This is a genomic window from Candidatus Stoquefichus sp. SB1, from assembly GCF_001244545.1.
Taxonomy (GTDB): domain Bacteria; phylum Bacillota_I; class Bacilli_A; order Erysipelotrichales; family Coprobacillaceae; genus Stoquefichus.
Map to the genome: position 1 here is coordinate 433,272 of NZ_LN852693.1, position 18,985 is coordinate 452,256.

Sequence of the window (18,985 nt, forward strand, 5' to 3'; positions counted from 1 at the left end):
CGATATTATCTTCAATTTTAGTATATTATCGTTAAACGATATTGTCAATAAAAAAAGAGATCATATCTCTATGACTTCTCTCTAACAATCTCGAACCAATAATCATCAGGATCATGAATAAAATATAATCCCATCGCTTCATTTTCAAAACAAATACAACCCATTTTTTGATGCAATGCATGAGCTTCATCATAATTATCAACAGTAAGACAAATATGACTTTCGTTTTCTCCTAACTCATAATTTTGAGGATGATCTTTTAACCAAGTTAATTCTAATTGAAATGGTGAAACTCCATCACTCAAATAAACAAGTTTAAAACTTCCATCACTGGCTTCTTTTTCACGAATAACTTCTAATCCTAATGCCTCTTTATAAAAAGCAATACTCTTTTCTAAATTCGTCACATTAATATTACAATGATTAAAAATAGCTTTCATTTATTTTTCCTCCTTACCAATATCTGTCATAATCGTTGTGACAATAGATTATGTCTATCTATTGCATAAAACGTTTTGTCACAAAAATATTATAACGATAATTTCATCAATCCACAAGTTTCTTTTGTTTTCTCTTTGGTAATGTTAAATCATAGCTTTCCTGAATCATGGCTTGAATATCTTCTAATGACACTGTCCCATCTAGGATAATGGAATTCCAATGCTCTTTACTTAAATGATATCCTGGAATAACTGAATCATATTTTTCTCTAAAAAAATCCAACCAACCTCTTGTTCCTTTCACATTAATCCAAATATTGCCTTGTCTTTCAAAAATCCATGCATAAACTTTACGATTTTCCAAATGACGCATACATGTCCAATTCAAATCTGAAAATGGATAATCTTCATATACATTTTCAAAATTCAAACAATATTGAATAGCATCTTGTCTTGTTTTCATCATTTCACCTTCCTATCTCTATCATACAACAAAATTCTAAGAAGAAAAATAGAATTTTAGCACTTGATAAAAGAATGTGCTAAAAATTCATATTCAGTTCATATTACAGTTTATAATTATCAGTGTTAGCAATCTATAGTTATGAGTGCTAAATAACAAAGGAGGAATAAAAATGTTAAAGCCATTACATGACTATGTTATTTTAAAAAAAGAGGAAGCAGCAAAACAAACTGCTAGTGGGATTATTTTGACTGCCCCTAAAGAACAAGCAAGTAATCAAGCAACTGTTGTCGCAGTCGGTCCAAAATGTGATGATCATTTAAAGGAAGGTATGACTGTTATTTTTAAAGAATATTCAGGTACAAAATTTAAAGATGATGAAACTGAATATATGATCTTAGAAGAAGAAGATATTTTAGCAATTGTTGAATAGGAGGAATAAAACATGAGTAAAGAAATTCGTTTTTCTAAAGATGTTAGAGATGCTATGTTAGCTGGTGTTAATACTTTAGCTGATGCAGTAAAAGTCACAATCGGCCCTAAAGGACGTAATGTTGTTTTAGATAAAGGATATGGTTCACCATTAATTACAAATGATGGTGTGAGTATTGCAAAAGAAATTGAATTAGAAGATGCTTTTGAAAATATGGGTGCAAAATTAGTATATGAAGTTGCTAATAAGACAAATGATGTTGCTGGTGATGGAACAACAACAGCAACTATTCTTGCACAGACTATGATTCAAAATGGTTTAAAAGCTGTTGAAAAAGGTGCTAATCCAGTATTAATGCGTGAAGGAATTGATTATGCAAGTAAGGAAGTTGCTAAATATATTTTAGATAAATCACATATTGTAGAAACAAGTAATGATATTGAAAGTGTAGCAACAATTTCTGCTGGTGATAATGAAATTGGAAAGATCATTGCACAAGCTATGGAAAAAGTTGGTAGAGATGGTGTTATCAGTGTTGATGAATCTAATAGTTTTGATACTGAATTAGAAGTTGCTGAAGGTATGCAATATGATAAAGGATATGTTTCTCCATATATGGTTTCTGATAGAGAAAAAATGACTGTTGATTTAGATAATCCATATATTATGGTCACTGATCAAAAAATTAATACAATTCAAGAAATTTTACCAATTCTTGAACAAGTGATGCAATCAAATAAACCTTTATTATTAATTGCTGATGATTTTGAACAAGAAGTGATTTCAACATTAGTCGTTAATAAATTAAGAGGAACATTTAATGTTGTTGCAACAAAAGCTCCTGGATTTGGTGATAATCAAAAAGAAATATTACAGGATATTGCTATTTTAACAAATGCTAAATTCTATAATAAAGAATTAAATATGAATTTAAAAGATATGCAATTAGAAGATCTTGGTTCTGCTAAAAAAGTACACATCAGTAAAGATCATACAACAATGATTGGTGGAGCTGGCGAAAAAGCTAATATTGATGCTCGTGTTCATGAAATTACTCAACAAATGAATAATGCAAAGAGTGATTATGATAAAAAGAATTATGCTGAAAGACTTGGTAAATTAAGTAATGGTGTTGCGATTATTAAAGTTGGTGGTGCCACTGAATCTGAGTTAAAAGAAAAGAAATTAAGAATTGAAGATGCCTTAAATGCAACAAAAGCTGCTGTTAGTGAAGGTATTGTTATGGGTGGTGGTGTAACCCTTGTTAATGCCTATGTTGCTTTAAAAGATCAATTAAAAGATGAAAATGTTGATAAACAAAAAGGTATTAAAGTTGTTTTAGATGCCTTATTGACACCAATGGGTCAAATTGCTGAAAATGCTGGTTATAACAGTGATGAAATCGTTGAACAACAAATGAAGTCAGAAGATGGTCAAGGATTTGATGCAAAAGATGGTGTTTGGGTTGACATGTTTGATAAAGGGATTATTGATCCTACAAAAGTTACACGTAGTGCTTTATTAAATGCAGCTAGTATTTCTGCTTTGTTCATTACAACAGAAGCAGGAGTAGCACCAATTAAAGAAGATAATCCAGCCCCTGCTCCAATGGGTGCTCCAGGAATGTATTAAAAAAAGCCAAACGAAAGTTTGGTTTTTTTATTTTGTGACTCCTTCTTCAATTGCTTTTTGTGATACTGCTTTTGCTACTGCTTCAGATACTCGTGGATCTAGAGCATCTGGAATAACATATGTTGATGAAAGTTCTTCATCACTGACAAGTGATGCTAAACCATAGGAAGCAGCTAATTTCATACCTTCTGTAATCTGACGGGCACGAACATCTAATGCACCTCTAAAAAGACCTGGAAAAGCCAAAACATTATTAATTTGATTTGGATAATCAGAACGGCCCGTTCCCATCACTGCGACTCCTGCCTCAATAGCATCATCATATTTAATTTCAGGTTCTGGATTAGCCATCGCAAAAACAATCGGATCTTTTTTCATTCCTTTAATCATTTCTTTTGTCAATACATCTGGTGCTGATACACCAATAAAAACATCTGCTTCTTTTAAAGCTTCTGCCATTGACATTCGTTTCATTTGACGATTGGTTATTTCTGTTAATTCTTGTGTTAAGAAATCATATTGATCATAATCTTCTTTTGTCACAATGCCATTAATATTAAAACCATAAATTTCTTTAACCCCCAAAGAATGAATCATTTTAATGATAGAACTTCCAGCAGCACCCGTTCCACTAACTACAACAGTTATATCTTCAACATTTTTATCAACGACTTTTAAAGCATTTAATAAGCCCGCTGTCACAACAATCGCTGTGCCATGTTGATCATCATGAAAAACAGGAATATCTAACTCTTTAATTAAAGTTCTTTCTATTTCAACACAACGTGGTGCACTGATATCCTCTAAATTAATCCCACCAAAAGTAGGTGCAATTGCTTTGACAATTTGAATAATTTCTTTTGGATCTTTCGTATCTAAACAAATAGGTACAGCATCAATATTTCCAAATTTCTTAAATAATATTGATTTTCCTTCCATAACTGGCATAGCTGCTTCTGGACCAATATCACCCAATCCCAAAACAGCTGTTCCATCACTAACAACAGCCACACTGTTTTGCTTCCATGTATATTTATAAACATCATCTTTATTTTTAGCTATCTCACGACATGGTTGAGCAACTCCTGGTGTATATGCTAATGAAAGATCATGACTTTCATTTAATGGTACTTTTAATTGAACTTCTAATTTTCCTTTTGCCTGTTCATGCATTTTTAATGCATCCTGATATATATCTGACATTCTTTTTCTCCCCTTTTCACGTTTCTTATTATGACATAAAAGACTATTGTTGAAAAGAAAAAGAATGAACTTTAATGTTCATCCTTACTGAGTATCTTCAACAACATCAATTTTCAATGTTTCTTCATCTAAGAACAATCCTGGACTTAAAGTTATCTGACATTTTTGAGTTTCACTCAACCCAATTGTTTCTCCATCATGTAATACAGCTTCCTGTTCAACAATATAACAAACAATATTAAACATAAATTCATGAAGTTCTGACAGTGGAAGAGTTGTTGGTAATGTTTCTATTTCATAATGTCCAAAATTCTTTAATCCAATTGTGTAAATATGATTTCCATCCTGATTTGTGACTATTCCTAAATAAACCCATAAAAGAACAGGCAACGTTTGATTACAATAATAATCATTCATAACATCTTGGTAAATATGTTTAGGCCAAACCATTTCATCACCATATACAGCAATTGACTGTTCAAAATTCAAACAAGCATCAATTAACTGGGATTGTAAAAGCAGCGCCTCTCTTGAATCAATTCCTTTCGCAATTGTTGTCACAATGATATGAGCCTGGTGTTCTTTAACATGCTCAACTGCCCCTTCCCACATGTAGCACCCTTGAGCATAGTATTCTGCCTCACCTTCAGGCACTGGCATATTCATTAATGACAATGAAATCAAGGATTCTCCTACATTCGCAATATAAATATTATCTTCATCTTCTTGAATATCTTGGCACTGTATATGACAATGCTCTTTTAAATATTCAAAAACCGTTTTTAACTGAACATTCTCATCTTTCAATAAAACAAAATTCACAAAAGTTGAGCGTGGTTCTAAAACATTAACTTCTGATGCTTTATTCATCCAATATTCTCTTATCATTTCTACCATATCAATACACTTTTGTTTAGCAGTTTCTTCATGATAATCTTCTAATTGACTAAAAATATGTCCACAGTGTCCAATTTCATCTTCATGATAACCACCACATACACCAACAAGCCAAGAAGAAAATCTAGACTTTTTAAATTTAAATATATAATAATGCAAATCATGTAAATCAAATTCACCTGCAATTTGTATTTGATAAGGCTTTTTCCCTAACTCATTTTCATGACTTAACCATTCAATCATACATTGTGTGGCATTCTCTCTTTGATCCATATACTTCCTCCTACAAGAAAAGCAGATTTATCAATCTGCTTATTTTATAATGTTGTTATCATGACAGTCATAACACCATCATAAACAACTTCTTTTTGATCACTGCATACAATAAAATGATCACCTTTTTGAACTGGCTGTCCATCAAGTGTTCCTTCACCTTCTAAAATACTGACCATTTGGAATGGTTTGTCATTAATAACACTATTTTCTCCATCCATTCTATAACAATCTACTGTAAAGAATTCACTCTCTAAATAACGTGTTTTTGAACCATGATCTAAATGTGTATTTGTAAATAATTTGTTTGAATCATTGTTCGAAGGGATTGTTGTTACATCGATAGATTGTTGAACATGTAACTGACGTTCATGTCCATCTTTATCTTTACGATGATAATCATAAACACGATAAGTAATATCTGATGATTGCTGTGCTTCATAAATTAATGAACCACTGCAAATTGCATGTAAAGTTCCTGATGGAATATAGAAGAAATCACCCTTATTAATTTCAAAAGAATTCAACAAATGATCATAATCATCATCCTCTATTGCCTTAATAAAATCGTCTTTGGTTTTAGCATGATGTCCCATCACCATTCTTGTTCCTTCATCAGCTTGAAGTACATACCAACATTCTGTTTTTCCTAAAGAGTTTTCATGCTTTGCAGCATATTCATCATTAGGATGAACCTGAACTGATAAATCATTTTTGGCATCAATAATTTTTGCCAATAACGGAAATTGATCACCTTCTATATTTCCAAATAATTCTCTATGATTTTCCCAAAGCCACGATACAGTTTTCCCTTGATACTCACCATCAGCAATAACACAATCGCCATTTTTATGACCAGAAATAGCCCAACATTCTCCTGTCTGATCACTTGGTATATCATATCCATAGATATCTCTAAGTTTATGACCACCCCAAATCATTTCTTTAAATACTGGTTGAATCTTTAAAATATGTCCCATATTCCTCATCCTTTCTTATATATTTTAAGAATTCTTCAATTTGATTCTCATGAAATACTTTAATGCCTTCTTGTTGGCATAATTTTGCAAAAACACCCTGTCCTTCAACTAATATATGACTAAATGTTCCATCATAAATACCATCACAGCCACAACTAGGACTTCTAAATTTCAAAACAGCAACCTTAACATTGTTTTCCAAAAACAATTTTATAGCTTTTTGTGCTCCTAAAACATATTCATTTGTGACATCCTGATTATGGATTGTTTGAATAAGTAGTGGATCATCTGAAATGATTTCGGCTGGATCTCTAGGAATAGATAATCCCCCTAAAACTTCTGGACATACAGGCACAACGATACCCTGATCATAAAGAATTTTTAATTCATTGATCAAATGATTTTTACCATTATAAGTGCAGTTTTCACCTAACAAACAGAAACTAACTCCTATCATTGTAAATAATCTCCTTCAATTCCTGTAGTGTATCAACAACATATGTAGCTTGTGCAGCTTCTAACTCTGCTCGGCCTCTAAATCCCCATGTCACACCAATAGTCTCCATATCAGCATTATAGCCAGTATCTATGTCCACATTACTATCACCAATAAAATAACAATCCTGATGCCCTAATTTCATATTCATCAAAGCAATACAGGTTGACTCAGGATTAGGTTTCACAGGATATAAATCCTGTTGTCCTAAAATGGTTACAAAACAATCTGGAAAGCAATGTTCAACAATTTGCAAAGCTAAATAATGTGGTTTATTGGTAACAACACCTAAACGAATTCCTGAATCATTTAATTCATGAATCAGTTTAGACATTCCAGGATATGGTATTGTATGATCTAAACAATGTTCCTCATACACTTGATAAAATTCTTCTAGACACTCATCTAAAATATCTAAATGATCTTTACCAATCGCCCTTTCCATTAGTTTCTTGACACCATTTCCAACAAACTGATTATACTTTGACAATTCATGTGTAGAAAGATGATGTGCCTGCAAAACCGTATTAGCACAAATGGCTAAATCCATTAATGAATCAACCAAAGTTCCATCCAAATCAAATAAACAACCTTTTTTCATACCTTCCTCCTACTATGTATCATTATAACAGTATTGAAAAAATAATGAAAGATGTTATAATAAAATATGTGTAAAATGAGGTGATGGAAATGAACAAATTAAAAACAACAAAATATATGAATATATTTACTAATCTTGGTTATATTCTTGGGTTTGGTATCATTATTTGGTATATCATTACACGTAGTAATGGATTGTTGCCAATTATCGGAGTCATTGTTATCTTTTTGGGACGTGCCATTGGTTATGGTATTGACAGAGTTATCGAATATAATGATGAAAAAAAGAAAGCTTAAGACATTATGATTTTCTAAAGCAAACACAACAGTGTTTACTTAAGAGAATCATATTTTTTTATACAAAAAAATCCACTAGAGAATAACTCTGGTGGAAAAATTCATTTTTAAAGATTATTAAGTTCTTTTCTTTCTACGAAGAATCAAATATACCATCAATATGACAACAAACATCGGTAAAACAAACACAATACAATAATAAAGGAGCATCCCCATAAATGAACTCTCTATTGATTGAGTTGCTGTTAATTGATATTCATAAAGTGTCTGTCCTTGATACTGTACAATGACACGACCTAATTGTTCACCTTTTTGAATTGGTGCTTTCAGCAAGGAAGGTGCTTCTATTTGAATATCTAACGATGAAGCTGTCATTGATTGTTCAGCTAAAAATGAAACTTCTTGTAATGCTTTTTGATGATATTGAAATGATAAAGATTTAGTAATCCAATAGTTTTGAATTTCTTGATCTTTTTTATAAATAATAATTTTATGAAAATGTTCATTCATATATTGATAAACACTCACTGCATCTTGAACATGATTTTGAGAGTATTGTCCTTTTGCATACGCAGTAACTAAAATAAGCTGATGGTCATCAATTGTCATAGTGCTCGCAAATGTTAACTGAGCCTCATCAGTAAAACCACTTTTCCCACCATCTATATGGCTGATATCAATATTTTTATATTCTTTTCCTCTTTGTAAAGAAGAAATCCATTGATGATTGGCTTTTGAACTTGTATGTTTTCTAGCCTCAAAAACTTTGACAAATGCCTGATTTTTTAAAGCATCATTTAAAATCAACGCCATATCATGGGTTGTTGTATAATGCTGTTCATCATGAAGTCCAGTCACATTCATAAAATGACTGTTTTTCAATCCTAAAGCAAGTCCTTTTTGATTCATTGCACTAACCATCTTTTCTAATGAGCCATATGTTAAACGTGCTAAAGCATTGCAGGCATCTGCTCCTGAAGGTAATAATGCTCCATATATTAAATCCTCATAAGTCACTTTTTCACCTGCATAAAATCCTGCAACTGTGGCTTGCATTTCTTTTAGCCCAGCTAAATCAGCTTCAACAATGGTAACTGTTTGCTGTAAATTTTTAATTTTATCTAGCGCAAGGCTCACTGTCAGTATTTTTGTCATGCTGGCTGGAAATATTTTTTCATTACTTTTTTTATCCAAATAGACAAGTGATGTTTCTCGATCATACAAATAAGCATATTGAGAATGTAAAGAAATATCCATTGACCAAGCAGAAACTGGCTGAAAACTCATCAAACAGATAAAAACAACAGTCAATAAACTAACAATTTTCTTCATCAATCATGACCCCTTTCTTTAAAAAAGAAAGTTTTGTTTCAGAAATAATAATAGCAACAAATATAAAAACAAATCCTAATATCACTTGAAAACTCAAAACTTCACCATAAAATAAAACAGAAAAAGCAACACCAAAAACAGATTCTAGAGATAAGATCAAAGAAGCTTGACACTCACTCGTATAGTTTTGTCCAATCGTTTGACAAACCATTGTAACAGCCGTTGCAAAGAATGCCAAATAAAAGATTTGTAAAAATATTGAAGAATCAATCATAGTCACTAATCTTATATCTTCACTTAATAAAGCTATTACCCCTGCCACACAGGCACCACCTATAAACTGAAATGCTGTAAAAGCACCGCCATCAACATCTTTAGAAAACCTTTTAATCATTAGTATGTGTACAGCATAAAGGAAACCACCACACAATGTTAAAAAATCTCCTTTATTCATTGATAGATTGCCATCTAGAGAAACAAATCCAATCCCAACCACACATAAAAATGCTGCTACGAAATTATAAATATCAGGACGTTTATGATGAAGAAACCAAACAAGGAATGGAACAATAGCACAATAAACTGCTGTTAAAAAAGCATTTTTTCCTGGGGTCGTAAAATTAAGTCCCCATGTTTGAACATAATAGGCACCAAACAAACAACAACCTGTTAATAATCCTCCAATCATTTTTTGACGTGGAAAAGCTTTTATTTTAGGGAAAAATAAGATACCTAAAAATAATGCAGCCAAACTAAATCGAACAAATAAAAGCACGGCAGGTGTGAGAAAATCCACTGCACTTTTCATAACAATAAAAGAACTTCCCCAAATCATAGCTGCGATTAGTAATAATAATCCACCTTTTACTTTTTGCGTCATATGCGCTCCTTTCTAAAAAAGGAATGGTACTGAGTACCATTCTTTTTATTGATTGACAACTTCGTGACAACGATGGCACAATTCGCCATCCATTTCATCTTCATCAAAATAATTCCAACATCTTGGACATTGTACACCATTAAACTTTTCAGCTTTGATATAAGCTGTATCATATTCAGATAATCCATCATTTTGATTGACAAGTTTGACCTTAGCAACAATAAACAATTGTTTTAAATCATCAGATAATTGTTCCATATCCTGATATGCATCTTTTAAACAAATTGTTAATTTTGCTTCCATATTAGATTTAATCACTTTTTCATTTCTTAAATCTTCTAATGCTTTCATAACATCTTTTCTAAGTGTTAGGAAACGATCATAATATTGCTTTAAGTCTTCAGCATTGGCAACATTTATAAATTCAGGTTTTGCTTCCAAGAATACAGATTCTTGTTTTTTATCATCACAATGGAAATGATCGTGTAATTCTTCAGCTGTGAATACCAAAATTGGAGATAACAATTTCATCATTGTTTTCGCATAATGATATAAAACTGTTTGAACTTGTCTTCTTCTTAAACCATCTGCTTTTTCAATATATAAAATATCTTTTGTGAAATCCATATAAAAAGCACTTAATGTATTTGTAAAGCAATTTAAGATTAATTGATTTGCTTCAGCAAAATCATAACGTTCAAATGCTTCTTGATATCCCTTCATTAACAGATTCAATTCAACAAGCATATACTGATCTACACCTTCAAGTGCAGATGTTTCAACAACATCACAAGATTGAAAATCAGATAAATTTCCAAGTACAAATCTCATTGTATTTCTAATTTTACGATAATTTTCTGCGACTTGCTTCATAATTTCATCAGAGATACGTACATCTGACTGATAAGCAACAGATGTTGCCCATAATCTTAAAATATCTGCTCCATATTGATTTACAAGTTTAATTGGATCAACAGTATTCCCTAAAGATTTAGACATTTTATTACCTTTACCATCTAAAACAAATCCATGTGATAAAACAGTCTTATAAGGTGCTTCACCATGAGCAGCAGTTCCAATAATCAATGATGAGTTAAACCAACCACGATATTGGTCACTTCCTTCAAAATATAAATCAACTGGATAAGGATATCCTCTTTCTTTCATACAACCCGTATGTGATGAACCAGAATCAAACCATACATCCATAATATCTTTTTCTTTTCTAAAGATACCATTTGGTGAATGTTCATTTGTATATCCTTCAGGTAATAAGAATTTCTCATCCTTTTCAAACCAGATATTAGAACCATATTCTCTAAATAACTGAGAAATATGTGCAAAAACTTCTTTTTCCATAATAGGTGTTCCATCTTCACAATAAATAATTGGAATTGGCACTCCCCAACTTCTTTGTCGAGAAATACACCAGTCACCACGATCTCTAATCATGTTATAAATACGAACATGACCCCATTCATTTAACCAATTGACTTTATCAATTTCACTTAATAACTTTTCTCTAATTTTATCAATAGAACAGAACCATTGATCAGTCGCTCTAAAGATAATTGGTTTTTTTGTACGCCAATCATGAGGATAACTATGTGTAATGAATTCAAGTTTTAATAAAACCCCTAATTCATCAAGTCTCATTGTTACAGTCTTATTAGCATCATCTACATACTGACCAGCTAACCATTCACCGCAATCTTCCATCATTTTCCCATGCGCATCAACATTACAATAAATATCTAGACCATATTTTTGACCAACAATAAAGTCATCCATACCAAATCCAGGTGCTGTATGAACACAGCCAGTTCCGGCTTCAGCAGTGACATGATCACCTAAGATTACTAATGATTCACGGTCATATAATGGATGAGAACATGTAATCATTTCTAATTCAGAACCTTTGAATCTTTTCAATACTTCTTTTTGTTCTAAACCAAATTTTTCCCATAATGAATCAACAAGTTCATCTAAAACAATTAATTTTCCCTTTTCACTTTGCACAAGAGCATAAGTATAATCAGCATTCAAACAAATTGCTAAGTTAGCTGGAATTGTCCAAGGTGTTGTTGTCCAAATCACAAAGCTTGTATCAGTATCTAAAATACCCTTTCCGTCTTTGACAGCAAATTTCACAAAGATTGTTGGACTCTTGACATCATGATATTCAACTTCAGCTTCAGCTAATGCTGATTCACTTGAAGGTGACCAATAGACAGGTTTTAATCCTTTATAAATCAATCCATCCATTGCCATTTTTGCAAAAACATCAATTTGATTAGCTTCAAATTCTGGCTTTAATGTAAGATATGGATGTTTGTAATCTGCAAAAGTTCCAACACGAATACATTGTTCTTTTTGTTTTTCAACTTGTTCTAAAGCATATTCATAACATTTTTTTCTAAACTCAGCAGTTGTCATAGCTTTACGATTGACACCTAGTTTTTGAATAGCATTTTCAATTGGTAATCCATGTGTATCCCACCCAGGAATATATGGCGTATAAAAGCCTTCCATATTTTTATAACGACAAATAACATCCTTGATGATTTTATTTAACATATGTCCAACATGCATATTTCCATTGGCATATGGTGGACCATCATGAAAAATAAATTGTTTTTTACCTTCATTTTGTTGATAAACCTTTTCATACATATCTGCCTGTTGCCAGCGTTCTACATATCCAGGTTCTTTCTTAGGTAAATTTCCTCGCATTTCAAAATCAGTTTTTGGCATTAATAACGTATCTTTATAGTTCATCTTTATCCCTTTCCTTTCCAAATAAAAAACGTCCTCTTAAAGGACGTGATGACGCGGTACCACCTTTATTCATATTTTTCAATATGCTCTTCATATCTTAACGCGATTAACGTCTTTCCCTACTGTTATTTCAGGAAGCTACTCAAGAGTGATACAATATAAGTTCCACCTATTTGTTTTCACCAACCACAAACTCTCTAAAAGTTTTCCTTATATACTGTCTCTATCATTGTATTTATTTTCTTTTTCTTCTCTTATTAAACTAAAAATTTCAGATTTGTCAATAGTTTCTAGCATATCTTCACTCATTTTTACAACATTTTGTCTAAAATCAATAGCTTCTTGCTTAAATGCATCCATATCTTTTGATAAACCACGAACATATTCCATTGATTCTTTCAAAATCATATTGGCATTCTTTTTGGCTTTTTCAATTAACTCACTTGCCTCTTTTAAAGCCAATCGAGCAATTTCTTCATTTGTTTTTTCATGAACAGTCACTTGTTTTGTAAGCAGGGTGTTTTGTTCTTTAAGCATTTCTAAATCATTTTCTAATGATTGAATAGTTTCTTTTTGTTGTTGAATTTGTTCTTTCAATTCATTAATACGATCATCGACTTCAAGAATGTTGTACCCTCGAAATTGCTTATCAAATTGTTCCACATCTTCCACCTCACTTATAAAAATATCCAGTGACAACATAGTTTCCTTGTCTTGTTTGACGATTCTCATCAACAATTTTTACTCTTCCATGTCGTTTAAAGGAAATTATATCATTATTATGACACAAAAAACTGACTTCTTCAACATCTTTATGATTGACTTTGACATTTCCTGCACGAATCGCTTCATTAGCATTTTGTCGAGAAATCTTAAACAATGTAGAAACAACTCTATCCAAACGCAAACTTGATAAAATAAATGTTTTTGTCTGATATTGATGGATAATTTCAACGATTTTTGTCGTTTCACTTAAATGAACTTTTGCTCTTTTGATTTGTTTAAGATGATCATAAATATATGGATATGTCTGCTGAGTACATGCAAAATAAAAGCATGATGAATCATCATAAATATCCCCTATACAATCTCTTTTTATTCCTAAATTCATTAAAGCACCTAAAACATCTTTATGTAAAAGTTTCCCAAACTGCTGATGATAATCAACCTGTACCACTATAATCTGAAAATCTTCAGGCATAATATCATAAAAATCAGGACAAATAATCATTCTTTGATTCTCTGCATGAAGTAATCCTCCTGATGTATGTATCACTAATTCATGACCTATTACTTGTCTTACAATTTCTTGTTCATGAGGATTGAAAAAAGGAGTTAAAATTAATTTTTGATGATTGAGGGCTTGAAATTGATAATCTAAAATCTTTTTTACAAAGACCTCATCACCTTTAAAGTGTTCTAACATAATCAAAAAGAAAGTATTAGCAATGTGCTAATACTCATATTATTCTTCCGATTCCGTTGGATCCATCGTAATATTTCCAGTTACACCAATATTTTTAGGTGTACAAAGGAAAATTTTAGGTCCAATTTGTTGAATATCTCCTTCAATCGCAAAGATGACCCCACTTAGGAAATCAATAACACGTTTAGACTGTTCTTTTTGTAAACGATGCAAATTGACAACTGCTGCTCTTTTTTGTTTTAAATAAATAGCAATTTCTTGTGTCTCACTATATGCTCTTGGCTCAAACAATACCAGATGGCTATCTTTATTAGCACTCAATGCTTTAACAGCATCACTTGTTTTTGTTGATTTTGCCTTTTCAAACATACTTGTTGATTTCACAGATTCTTCTTCTGTATCTATTTCTACATCTTCATAAACGTCATCATCGTCATCTTCTTCTTCAAAAAACCACTTTTTTACTTTTTGTCCATATCCCATGAGGCAACCTCCTTATATTTCTTTTCTTATTATACCATAACATGATTATGAAAAAAAGAGGAAATTATCCTCATTGTTCAAACTCATTCACGTTTTTGATAGAAATCATATTTCTTTCATCATTTCATATCAAATCACGTTTCACAATCAACATTAACCAATATAACATCCTCTCCTATTGTCATAATATTTTCAATAGGAATGAGAAAAGTAGGTGGACCTTTAAAAACACAAATCAATTTGAATGCCGAAAATCTTTCAACAATTAAAGCCTGAATCGTTCGACAGTATGGATCAATTTCAACATCGACTACATACCCTATTTTTGAACCAGTTGCCGCATTAACAACATCTTTACTCTGTAAAGTTACAAAACGCATAGAATCACCTATACATTATATGCATGATTAACTCATATATTTCTTTAAATGTGATAATGCCTGTTTTTCAATTCGTGAAACCTGGGCTTGTGAAATAAAGAGTTCTTGAGCAATTTCACTTTGAGTATGTCCTTTAAAATATCTTTCTTGTATAATTTGCAGTTCTTTTTCATCAAGATGATTCATGGCTTCTTGTAAATCAATTGTATTTTGCATATTTTCCATTTGATTCTTCTTATCAGGAATCTGACTTTCTAAGTCAATAGGTCCATTACCATCGTTTTGAACTTCTTGCGATAAAGAAGTCACACCATTTGTAGATGATAACGCTTCTACTAACTGATACTCATCAACATCTAATATTTTTGAAAGTTCTTTAGGCGTAGCTTCTCGATTATGTTTCTTCATATATTCCTCATTAGCTAATAAAGCTTTATAAGCTAAATCTCGCATTGAACGAGGTATACGCATAGGAGAATTATCACGTATATATCGCTTGATTTCTCCTAAAATCAAAGGAACTGCATAAGTAGAAAAACGAACCTCCAAAGAGGTATCAAAATTATCGATTGCTTTGATTAAACCAATTACTCCTACTTGAAATAAATCATCTAAGTTAGAAACACGTTGATGATATTTTTGAACTAGTGAAAGAACTAATTTTAAATTTGATAAAACCAGTTTCTCTTTTATTTTTTCATCATGTAATTGATGATATTCATCCAACAGCTGCATTGTTTGCTGATGGGACAGTTTCTCATAATTTTGAATAAGAAAACCATTCATTTCAACTTTGTACTTTGACATAGTTTCGACTCCTTCAAATAAAGTCTCACCAATTTATTTGACATTATTCATCATCATTCAATTTATTCCTTAACTTTTTAATAATCTTTTTCTCTAATCTAGAAATATAGGACTGTGAAATTCCTAAAACCTCTGCAACATCTTTTTGCGTTAATTCCTCATGTCCTATTAATCCATAACGCATCATTAATATTTCTTGTTCACGTTTATTTAAATGATGAAGAGCACGATAGAATTTCTCTTTTTGATCATTATGTTCAATTTCATCTTGAATAATATCTTTATCTGTCCCAATAATATCAGAAAGTAATAATTCATTTCCGTCATAATCAACATTCAATGGCTCATCTAAAGATATCTCTTGACGTAATTTATTATTTTTTCTTAGAAACATTAATATTTCATTTTCTATACAACGCGAAGCATAAGTTGCTAATTTTATATTTTTATCCATATTAAAAGTATTGACAGCTTTCACTAATCCAATCGTACCAATACTAATTAAATCTTCTATACTGCCATTTTGTACAGAATCATATTTTTTAGCAACATATACAACTAATCTAAGATTATGCTCTATTAATAAATCTCTTGCCTGTTCATCGCCATTTTGTAATTTAATCAGTGCTGCCTCTTCTTCTTTACCTTTTAAAGGTGCTTTGAGTACATCATGTCTACCAATATAAAAAAGAACTTTCTTTTTTAAAAATAACTCTTTTAATCTTTGTAAAATCATAGTAAGCCTCCTAATAACTGAGAATTTAAAATACAATCATACTCGCTCGATGACATCACTCCCACGTAAACATGATGCAGTACCTGATGATTAATTTCTATTTCATTCATCATCATAATGTCAACTAATTCAACCTGATTTGCAGTTTCTATTGTTATACTGTCAATCTTTTCATAACTCTCTAATAAATACTGACTAATAAATATAACTGGATATCCTTTATAAAAAACCTTATTACCATTATCTATAAATCCTAAACAATGTTTATTAAAAAAGGATACATCAACCATTTCATCCTTTTTTAATTGTTGATGACAAAAAGCTATATAAAAATAAAAAATAGCAAGTACTAAAACACCAACAATCAACATTGATACAAAATCAAATCCTTCAACCAATAATACAGATTGGAAAATTGTTGATGAAGGAAGCATAAATTCTAAAAAAGATAACAATGAAACATAAACAAATAAAAATAGTGGATAGTAGATATAAGTCAATTTTCTAAAATAAAAAAGAGTTAAGAGCAAGTCATATAATAAGAGGAAACCATCAAAGAAATCTATATAGAGAAAGAGAATCGATATGTTATAGGTAAGCACATATTTTAAAAGTTCCCTCTTGGTCATCTGCTGATTTAGTAAAAAGCATAGTAACTCAAATGTTAATAATATCATTAATCCATTGATCACATATGTGACCTCCAAATAGACCTCCATGATTTCACCCCTCTTTCATTATAGAAAATTCATACAGAGAATTATGTCAAAGAAAAGTTTCAATTCAACAAATATCAAAAAGAGAAAATCTGTATTATATTCACAATACAAATCTTCTCTCTTCTTACTTATCTTTCCAATACCACCATTTTAATTTTTTAGGATCTAACTGTTCATTTTGAGCATAATAAACAGCTAAGCGATAAACATATAATAAACATCTATCTTCTTGATATCCTTTCACATCACAAGATTGTAAAAACATAGTTTCAGGATTTTTACCTTTTAAATCTTCTATACAATGAATTCCTATAGCAAAAAGATCCTTTTCAATACTTGGTCCTACTCCAGGTATTTTTAACAAATCACTCATCTTTCTTCCATATACCTTTCAATTTCATCCTTGGTAAGTTTTCTAACTTGTGTATATGGGAATTCTTGATATTGAATTTGCTGAAATACTGGTTTCATTAATGGACATTTTTTATTTTTGTTTTTTTGTAAATAATCCAATAACTGATCTTTATCGGCAAAAATCTTATATGATTTTCTTCCTTGATTATTCTCCAACTCATAAATCCCACAATTTGTTTTCATTGTATAATCCGCAGTTCTTAAGTATAATTTAGCAATTTCCAAAGTTCTAAATGGGAAATTCCACCTTTGTAACCCGCGTTGAGAATCTTTTTCAATACAAATACAACGTCCACATGTTCCACAAATATACTGAGTATGCTTTTCTAAACATTCTATAGGATGTAGCAAGGGCGTTATCCTTGCATTATCACTATAACATTCCTGACACATTCTTATATCATCCTTTCCATTTATTTTATTGAATTTTTAAAACTGACACATTCTTATTTTTGAAAACACCTTTCAAGAAATTTGAAATTATTTTTATAGTAAATATCCAATTGCAATAATTAAATAACTTAATCCATATTTTCGTTTTAAATTCAAATATATAAATCCACCCAAAATCGAGAAAATCATACATGAAATACCATTCCAAACTTCAATTCCTACACCCCTTGAAACGAAATGGAAAACACCCCATGTTAACGCTAAAATAATACCACCAAATGGAATGCTACTTTCTCTATGCAAATATGTCTCAATAGCTTTTTGTCCATAAATGATAATCATAAGAATAAGGGCAACCTCAAAAAAATAATATATATATTGAGCTGAAAATTGATATATCGTTTTATTTTGCATTTCACCGATAACTTTAAAAGTATGCCAATCAATAAATGTCATGATTTTACATCCTATTAGACATATCAATACATTTATCCAATTTCTTGATAATATTTTTTGATAATTATCCTTTTGTATAGGAAAATGATATCGTTTTTGTGTATAAACGAGAACAGCTATAATAAAGACTGCCCATAATCCTGCTGTCATAAGACAATGTAAGCTTCTTTGATTAACTGTATAATTCCATATATCGAAATGAAATATCATTTTTTCTAATACAAATATAGAAAAGAGTTCCAGCATAAAAGCTAAAAACGATATTAAACTTACTGTTAAATAATGTATCCATTTGACTTCTTTCATCCATTATCTCCTTTAATAGTTATATTTGAAGAGTATATAGTTATTATACAGGATTCAATAAAGATTACCAATCTTTTTAAGTTATAAAAATGCAAAAAGAAACCTAATTTTCATTAGGTTTCTCATGAATTTATTGAAAACATCAAAATAAGTTTTTTAAT

The 18,985-nt window shown here is 30.9% G+C and carries 23 protein-coding genes and 1 other annotated feature; of the genes, 3 read left to right on the forward strand and 20 right to left on the reverse strand.

What is annotated here, in order from left to right; translation table 11 throughout:
* Positions 1–68 precede the first annotated feature (68 nt).
* Together BN1865_RS03255 and BN1865_RS03260 are read right to left on the reverse strand one after the other, a co-directional pair.
* Positions 69–440: a VOC family protein gene (locus BN1865_RS03255; protein ID WP_050635829.1), complete on the reverse strand. Its 372-nt coding sequence runs from the start codon at positions 438–440 to the stop codon at positions 69–71.
* Between the two features lie 106 nt (positions 441–546).
* Positions 547–903, reverse strand: a complete 357-nt coding sequence (locus BN1865_RS03260; protein WP_050635887.1) for an MmcQ/YjbR family DNA-binding protein — start codon at positions 901–903, stop codon at positions 547–549.
* 172 nt (positions 904–1,075) lie between these two features.
* On the opposite strand from BN1865_RS03260, the gene BN1865_RS03265 reads away from it, so the two are divergent.
* Positions 1,076–1,336: a GroES family chaperonin gene (locus BN1865_RS03265; RefSeq protein ID WP_050635830.1), complete on the forward strand. Its 261-nt coding sequence runs from the start codon at positions 1,076–1,078 to the stop codon at positions 1,334–1,336.
* A 12-nt stretch (positions 1,337–1,348) separates the two neighbouring features.
* Entirely contained in the window at positions 1,349–2,968 is a 1,620-nt protein-coding gene (groL, locus tag BN1865_RS03270) for a chaperonin GroEL (protein ID WP_050635831.1), read from the forward strand.
* A gap of 27 nt (positions 2,969–2,995) precedes the next feature.
* Here groL and BN1865_RS03275 read toward each other — a convergent pair whose 3' ends face one another.
* The 5 genes from BN1865_RS03275 to BN1865_RS03295 all read right to left on the reverse strand — a co-directional run bounded on the left by BN1865_RS03275 (position 2,996) and on the right by BN1865_RS03295 (position 7,418).
* Complete coding sequence (locus BN1865_RS03275; protein ID WP_050635832.1) at positions 2,996–4,171, reverse strand: NAD(P)-dependent malic enzyme; 1,176 nt, start codon at positions 4,169–4,171, stop codon at positions 2,996–2,998.
* A gap of 84 nt (positions 4,172–4,255) precedes the next feature.
* Positions 4,256–5,341, reverse strand: coding sequence for a DUF4261 domain-containing protein (locus BN1865_RS03280; protein ID WP_050635833.1), 1,086 nt, complete (start codon positions 5,339–5,341; stop codon positions 4,256–4,258).
* Positions 5,342–5,385: 44 nt separating this feature from the next.
* A complete protein-coding gene (locus BN1865_RS03285) occupies positions 5,386–6,321 on the reverse strand; it encodes a type I phosphomannose isomerase catalytic subunit (protein ID WP_050635834.1) in 936 nt (311 codons plus the stop codon).
* Complete coding sequence (locus tag BN1865_RS03290; RefSeq protein ID WP_050635835.1) at positions 6,287–6,778, reverse strand: 2-thiouracil desulfurase family protein; 492 nt, start codon at positions 6,776–6,778, stop codon at positions 6,287–6,289. Before BN1865_RS03290 ends, BN1865_RS03285 begins: the two co-directional genes overlap by 35 nt.
* The gene (locus BN1865_RS03295; RefSeq protein WP_050635836.1) at positions 6,765–7,418 is read right to left on the reverse strand and encodes an HAD family hydrolase; all 654 of its coding nucleotides are present in this window, start codon (positions 7,416–7,418) and stop codon (positions 6,765–6,767) included. The genes BN1865_RS03290 and BN1865_RS03295 overlap by 14 nt, the downstream gene beginning before the upstream one ends.
* An 83-nt stretch (positions 7,419–7,501) precedes the next feature.
* Between BN1865_RS03295 and BN1865_RS03300 the strand changes: the two genes are divergently transcribed.
* On the forward strand, positions 7,502–7,714 hold the full coding sequence (locus BN1865_RS03300; protein ID WP_232780305.1) for a hypothetical protein: 213 nt from the start codon (positions 7,502–7,504) through the stop codon (positions 7,712–7,714).
* 117 nt (positions 7,715–7,831) lie between these two features.
* Here BN1865_RS03300 and BN1865_RS03305 read toward each other — a convergent pair whose 3' ends face one another.
* The 13 genes from BN1865_RS03305 to BN1865_RS03365 all read right to left on the reverse strand — a co-directional run bounded on the left by BN1865_RS03305 (position 7,832) and on the right by BN1865_RS03365 (position 18,824).
* The gene (locus tag BN1865_RS03305) at positions 7,832–9,046 is read right to left on the reverse strand and encodes a D-alanyl-D-alanine carboxypeptidase family protein (RefSeq protein ID WP_050635838.1); all 1,215 of its coding nucleotides are present in this window, start codon (positions 9,044–9,046) and stop codon (positions 7,832–7,834) included.
* Complete coding sequence (locus BN1865_RS03310; RefSeq protein ID WP_050635839.1) at positions 9,030–9,926, reverse strand: DMT family transporter; 897 nt, start codon at positions 9,924–9,926, stop codon at positions 9,030–9,032. The genes BN1865_RS03305 and BN1865_RS03310 overlap by 17 nt, the downstream gene beginning before the upstream one ends.
* 45 nt (positions 9,927–9,971) lie before the next feature.
* Positions 9,972–12,704, reverse strand: coding sequence for an isoleucine--tRNA ligase (gene ileS / locus BN1865_RS03315; RefSeq protein ID WP_050635840.1), 2,733 nt, complete (start codon positions 12,702–12,704; stop codon positions 9,972–9,974).
* A gap of 36 nt (positions 12,705–12,740) precedes the next feature.
* Positions 12,741–12,943 (reverse strand) — a binding site (T-box leader).
* On the reverse strand, positions 12,915–13,367 hold the full coding sequence (locus BN1865_RS03320) for a DivIVA domain-containing protein (RefSeq protein ID WP_050635841.1): 453 nt from the start codon (positions 13,365–13,367) through the stop codon (positions 12,915–12,917). (Overlaps the previous feature by 29 nt.)
* A gap of 10 nt (positions 13,368–13,377) precedes the next feature.
* Positions 13,378–14,130: a YlmH family RNA-binding protein gene (locus BN1865_RS03325; RefSeq protein WP_050635842.1), complete on the reverse strand. Its 753-nt coding sequence runs from the start codon at positions 14,128–14,130 to the stop codon at positions 13,378–13,380.
* Between the two features lie 39 nt (positions 14,131–14,169).
* Positions 14,170–14,613 (reverse strand): cell division protein SepF, encoded by a 444-nt coding sequence (locus tag BN1865_RS03330; protein WP_050635843.1) that lies wholly within the window; start codon positions 14,611–14,613, stop codon positions 14,170–14,172.
* A 134-nt stretch (positions 14,614–14,747) separates the two neighbouring features.
* A complete protein-coding gene (locus BN1865_RS03335) occupies positions 14,748–14,993 on the reverse strand; it encodes a YlmC/YmxH family sporulation protein (protein WP_050635844.1) in 246 nt (81 codons plus the stop codon).
* Between the two features lie 27 nt (positions 14,994–15,020).
* Positions 15,021–15,800 carry a sigma-70 family RNA polymerase sigma factor gene (locus BN1865_RS03340; protein WP_050635845.1) on the reverse strand — a complete coding sequence of 260 codons (780 nt, stop codon included), beginning with the start codon at positions 15,798–15,800 and terminating at the stop codon, positions 15,021–15,023.
* Positions 15,801–15,843: 43 nt separating this feature from the next.
* Positions 15,844–16,536, reverse strand: coding sequence for an RNA polymerase sporulation sigma factor SigK (gene sigK, locus BN1865_RS03345; protein ID WP_050635846.1), 693 nt, complete (start codon positions 16,534–16,536; stop codon positions 15,844–15,846).
* Positions 16,533–17,255, reverse strand: a complete 723-nt coding sequence (locus BN1865_RS03350) for a hypothetical protein (RefSeq protein ID WP_050635847.1) — start codon at positions 17,253–17,255, stop codon at positions 16,533–16,535. The genes sigK and BN1865_RS03350 overlap by 4 nt, the downstream gene beginning before the upstream one ends.
* Positions 17,256–17,379: 124 nt before the next feature.
* Positions 17,380–17,628 carry a helix-hairpin-helix domain-containing protein gene (locus BN1865_RS03355; RefSeq protein ID WP_050635848.1) on the reverse strand — a complete coding sequence of 83 codons (249 nt, stop codon included), beginning with the start codon at positions 17,626–17,628 and terminating at the stop codon, positions 17,380–17,382.
* Positions 17,625–18,062: a hypothetical protein gene (locus tag BN1865_RS03360; RefSeq protein ID WP_050635849.1), complete on the reverse strand. Its 438-nt coding sequence runs from the start codon at positions 18,060–18,062 to the stop codon at positions 17,625–17,627. The genes BN1865_RS03355 and BN1865_RS03360 overlap by 4 nt, the downstream gene beginning before the upstream one ends.
* Before the next feature lie 93 nt (positions 18,063–18,155).
* On the reverse strand, positions 18,156–18,824 hold the full coding sequence (locus BN1865_RS03365) for a hypothetical protein (protein WP_050635850.1): 669 nt from the start codon (positions 18,822–18,824) through the stop codon (positions 18,156–18,158).
* Positions 18,825–18,985: the final 161 nt, after the last annotated feature.

Coding starts and splice junctions, on each gene's coding strand:
- BN1865_RS03295 (WP_050635836.1), bottom strand. CDS start 7,418: ATGAAAAAAGGTTGTTTATTTGATTTGGATGGAACTTTGGTTGATTCA.
- BN1865_RS03300 (WP_232780305.1), top strand. CDS start 7,502: ATGGAAATGAACAAATTAAAAACAACAAAATATATGAATATATTTACT.
- BN1865_RS03330 (WP_050635843.1), bottom strand. CDS start 14,613: ATGGGATATGGACAAAAAGTAAAAAAGTGGTTTTTTGAAGAAGAAGAT.
- BN1865_RS03275 (WP_050635832.1), bottom strand. CDS start 4,171: ATGTCAGATATATATCAGGATGCATTAAAAATGCATGAACAGGCAAAA.
- BN1865_RS03325 (WP_050635842.1), bottom strand. CDS start 14,130: ATGTTAGAACACTTTAAAGGTGATGAGGTCTTTGTAAAAAAGATTTTA.
- BN1865_RS03305 (WP_050635838.1), bottom strand. CDS start 9,046: ATGAAGAAAATTGTTAGTTTATTGACTGTTGTTTTTATCTGTTTGATG.
- BN1865_RS03350 (WP_050635847.1), bottom strand. CDS start 17,255: ATGGAGGTCTATTTGGAGGTCACATATGTGATCAATGGATTAATGATA.
- BN1865_RS03260 (WP_050635887.1), bottom strand. CDS start 903: ATGAAAACAAGACAAGATGCTATTCAATATTGTTTGAATTTTGAAAAT.
- BN1865_RS03280 (WP_050635833.1), bottom strand. CDS start 5,341: ATGGATCAAAGAGAGAATGCCACACAATGTATGATTGAATGGTTAAGT.
- BN1865_RS03290 (WP_050635835.1), bottom strand. CDS start 6,778: ATGATAGGAGTTAGTTTCTGTTTGTTAGGTGAAAACTGCACTTATAAT.
- ileS (WP_050635840.1), bottom strand. CDS start 12,704: ATGAACTATAAAGATACGTTATTAATGCCAAAAACTGATTTTGAAATG.
- BN1865_RS03365 (WP_050635850.1), bottom strand. CDS start 18,824: ATGAAAGAAGTCAAATGGATACATTATTTAACAGTAAGTTTAATATCG.
- BN1865_RS03335 (WP_050635844.1), bottom strand. CDS start 14,993: ATGCGTTTTGTAACTTTACAGAGTAAAGATGTTGTTAATGCGGCAACT.
- BN1865_RS03355 (WP_050635848.1), bottom strand. CDS start 17,628: ATGAGTGATTTGTTAAAAATACCTGGAGTAGGACCAAGTATTGAAAAG.
- BN1865_RS03255 (WP_050635829.1), bottom strand. CDS start 440: ATGAAAGCTATTTTTAATCATTGTAATATTAATGTGACGAATTTAGAA.
- BN1865_RS03340 (WP_050635845.1), bottom strand. CDS start 15,800: ATGTCAAAGTACAAAGTTGAAATGAATGGTTTTCTTATTCAAAATTAT.
- BN1865_RS03285 (WP_050635834.1), bottom strand. CDS start 6,321: ATGGGACATATTTTAAAGATTCAACCAGTATTTAAAGAAATGATTTGG.
- groL (WP_050635831.1), top strand. CDS start 1,349: ATGAGTAAAGAAATTCGTTTTTCTAAAGATGTTAGAGATGCTATGTTA.
- sigK (WP_050635846.1), bottom strand. CDS start 16,536: ATGATTTTACAAAGATTAAAAGAGTTATTTTTAAAAAAGAAAGTTCTT.
- BN1865_RS03265 (WP_050635830.1), top strand. CDS start 1,076: ATGTTAAAGCCATTACATGACTATGTTATTTTAAAAAAAGAGGAAGCA.
- BN1865_RS03360 (WP_050635849.1), bottom strand. CDS start 18,062: ATGTGTCAGGAATGTTATAGTGATAATGCAAGGATAACGCCCTTGCTA.
- BN1865_RS03310 (WP_050635839.1), bottom strand. CDS start 9,926: ATGACGCAAAAAGTAAAAGGTGGATTATTATTACTAATCGCAGCTATG.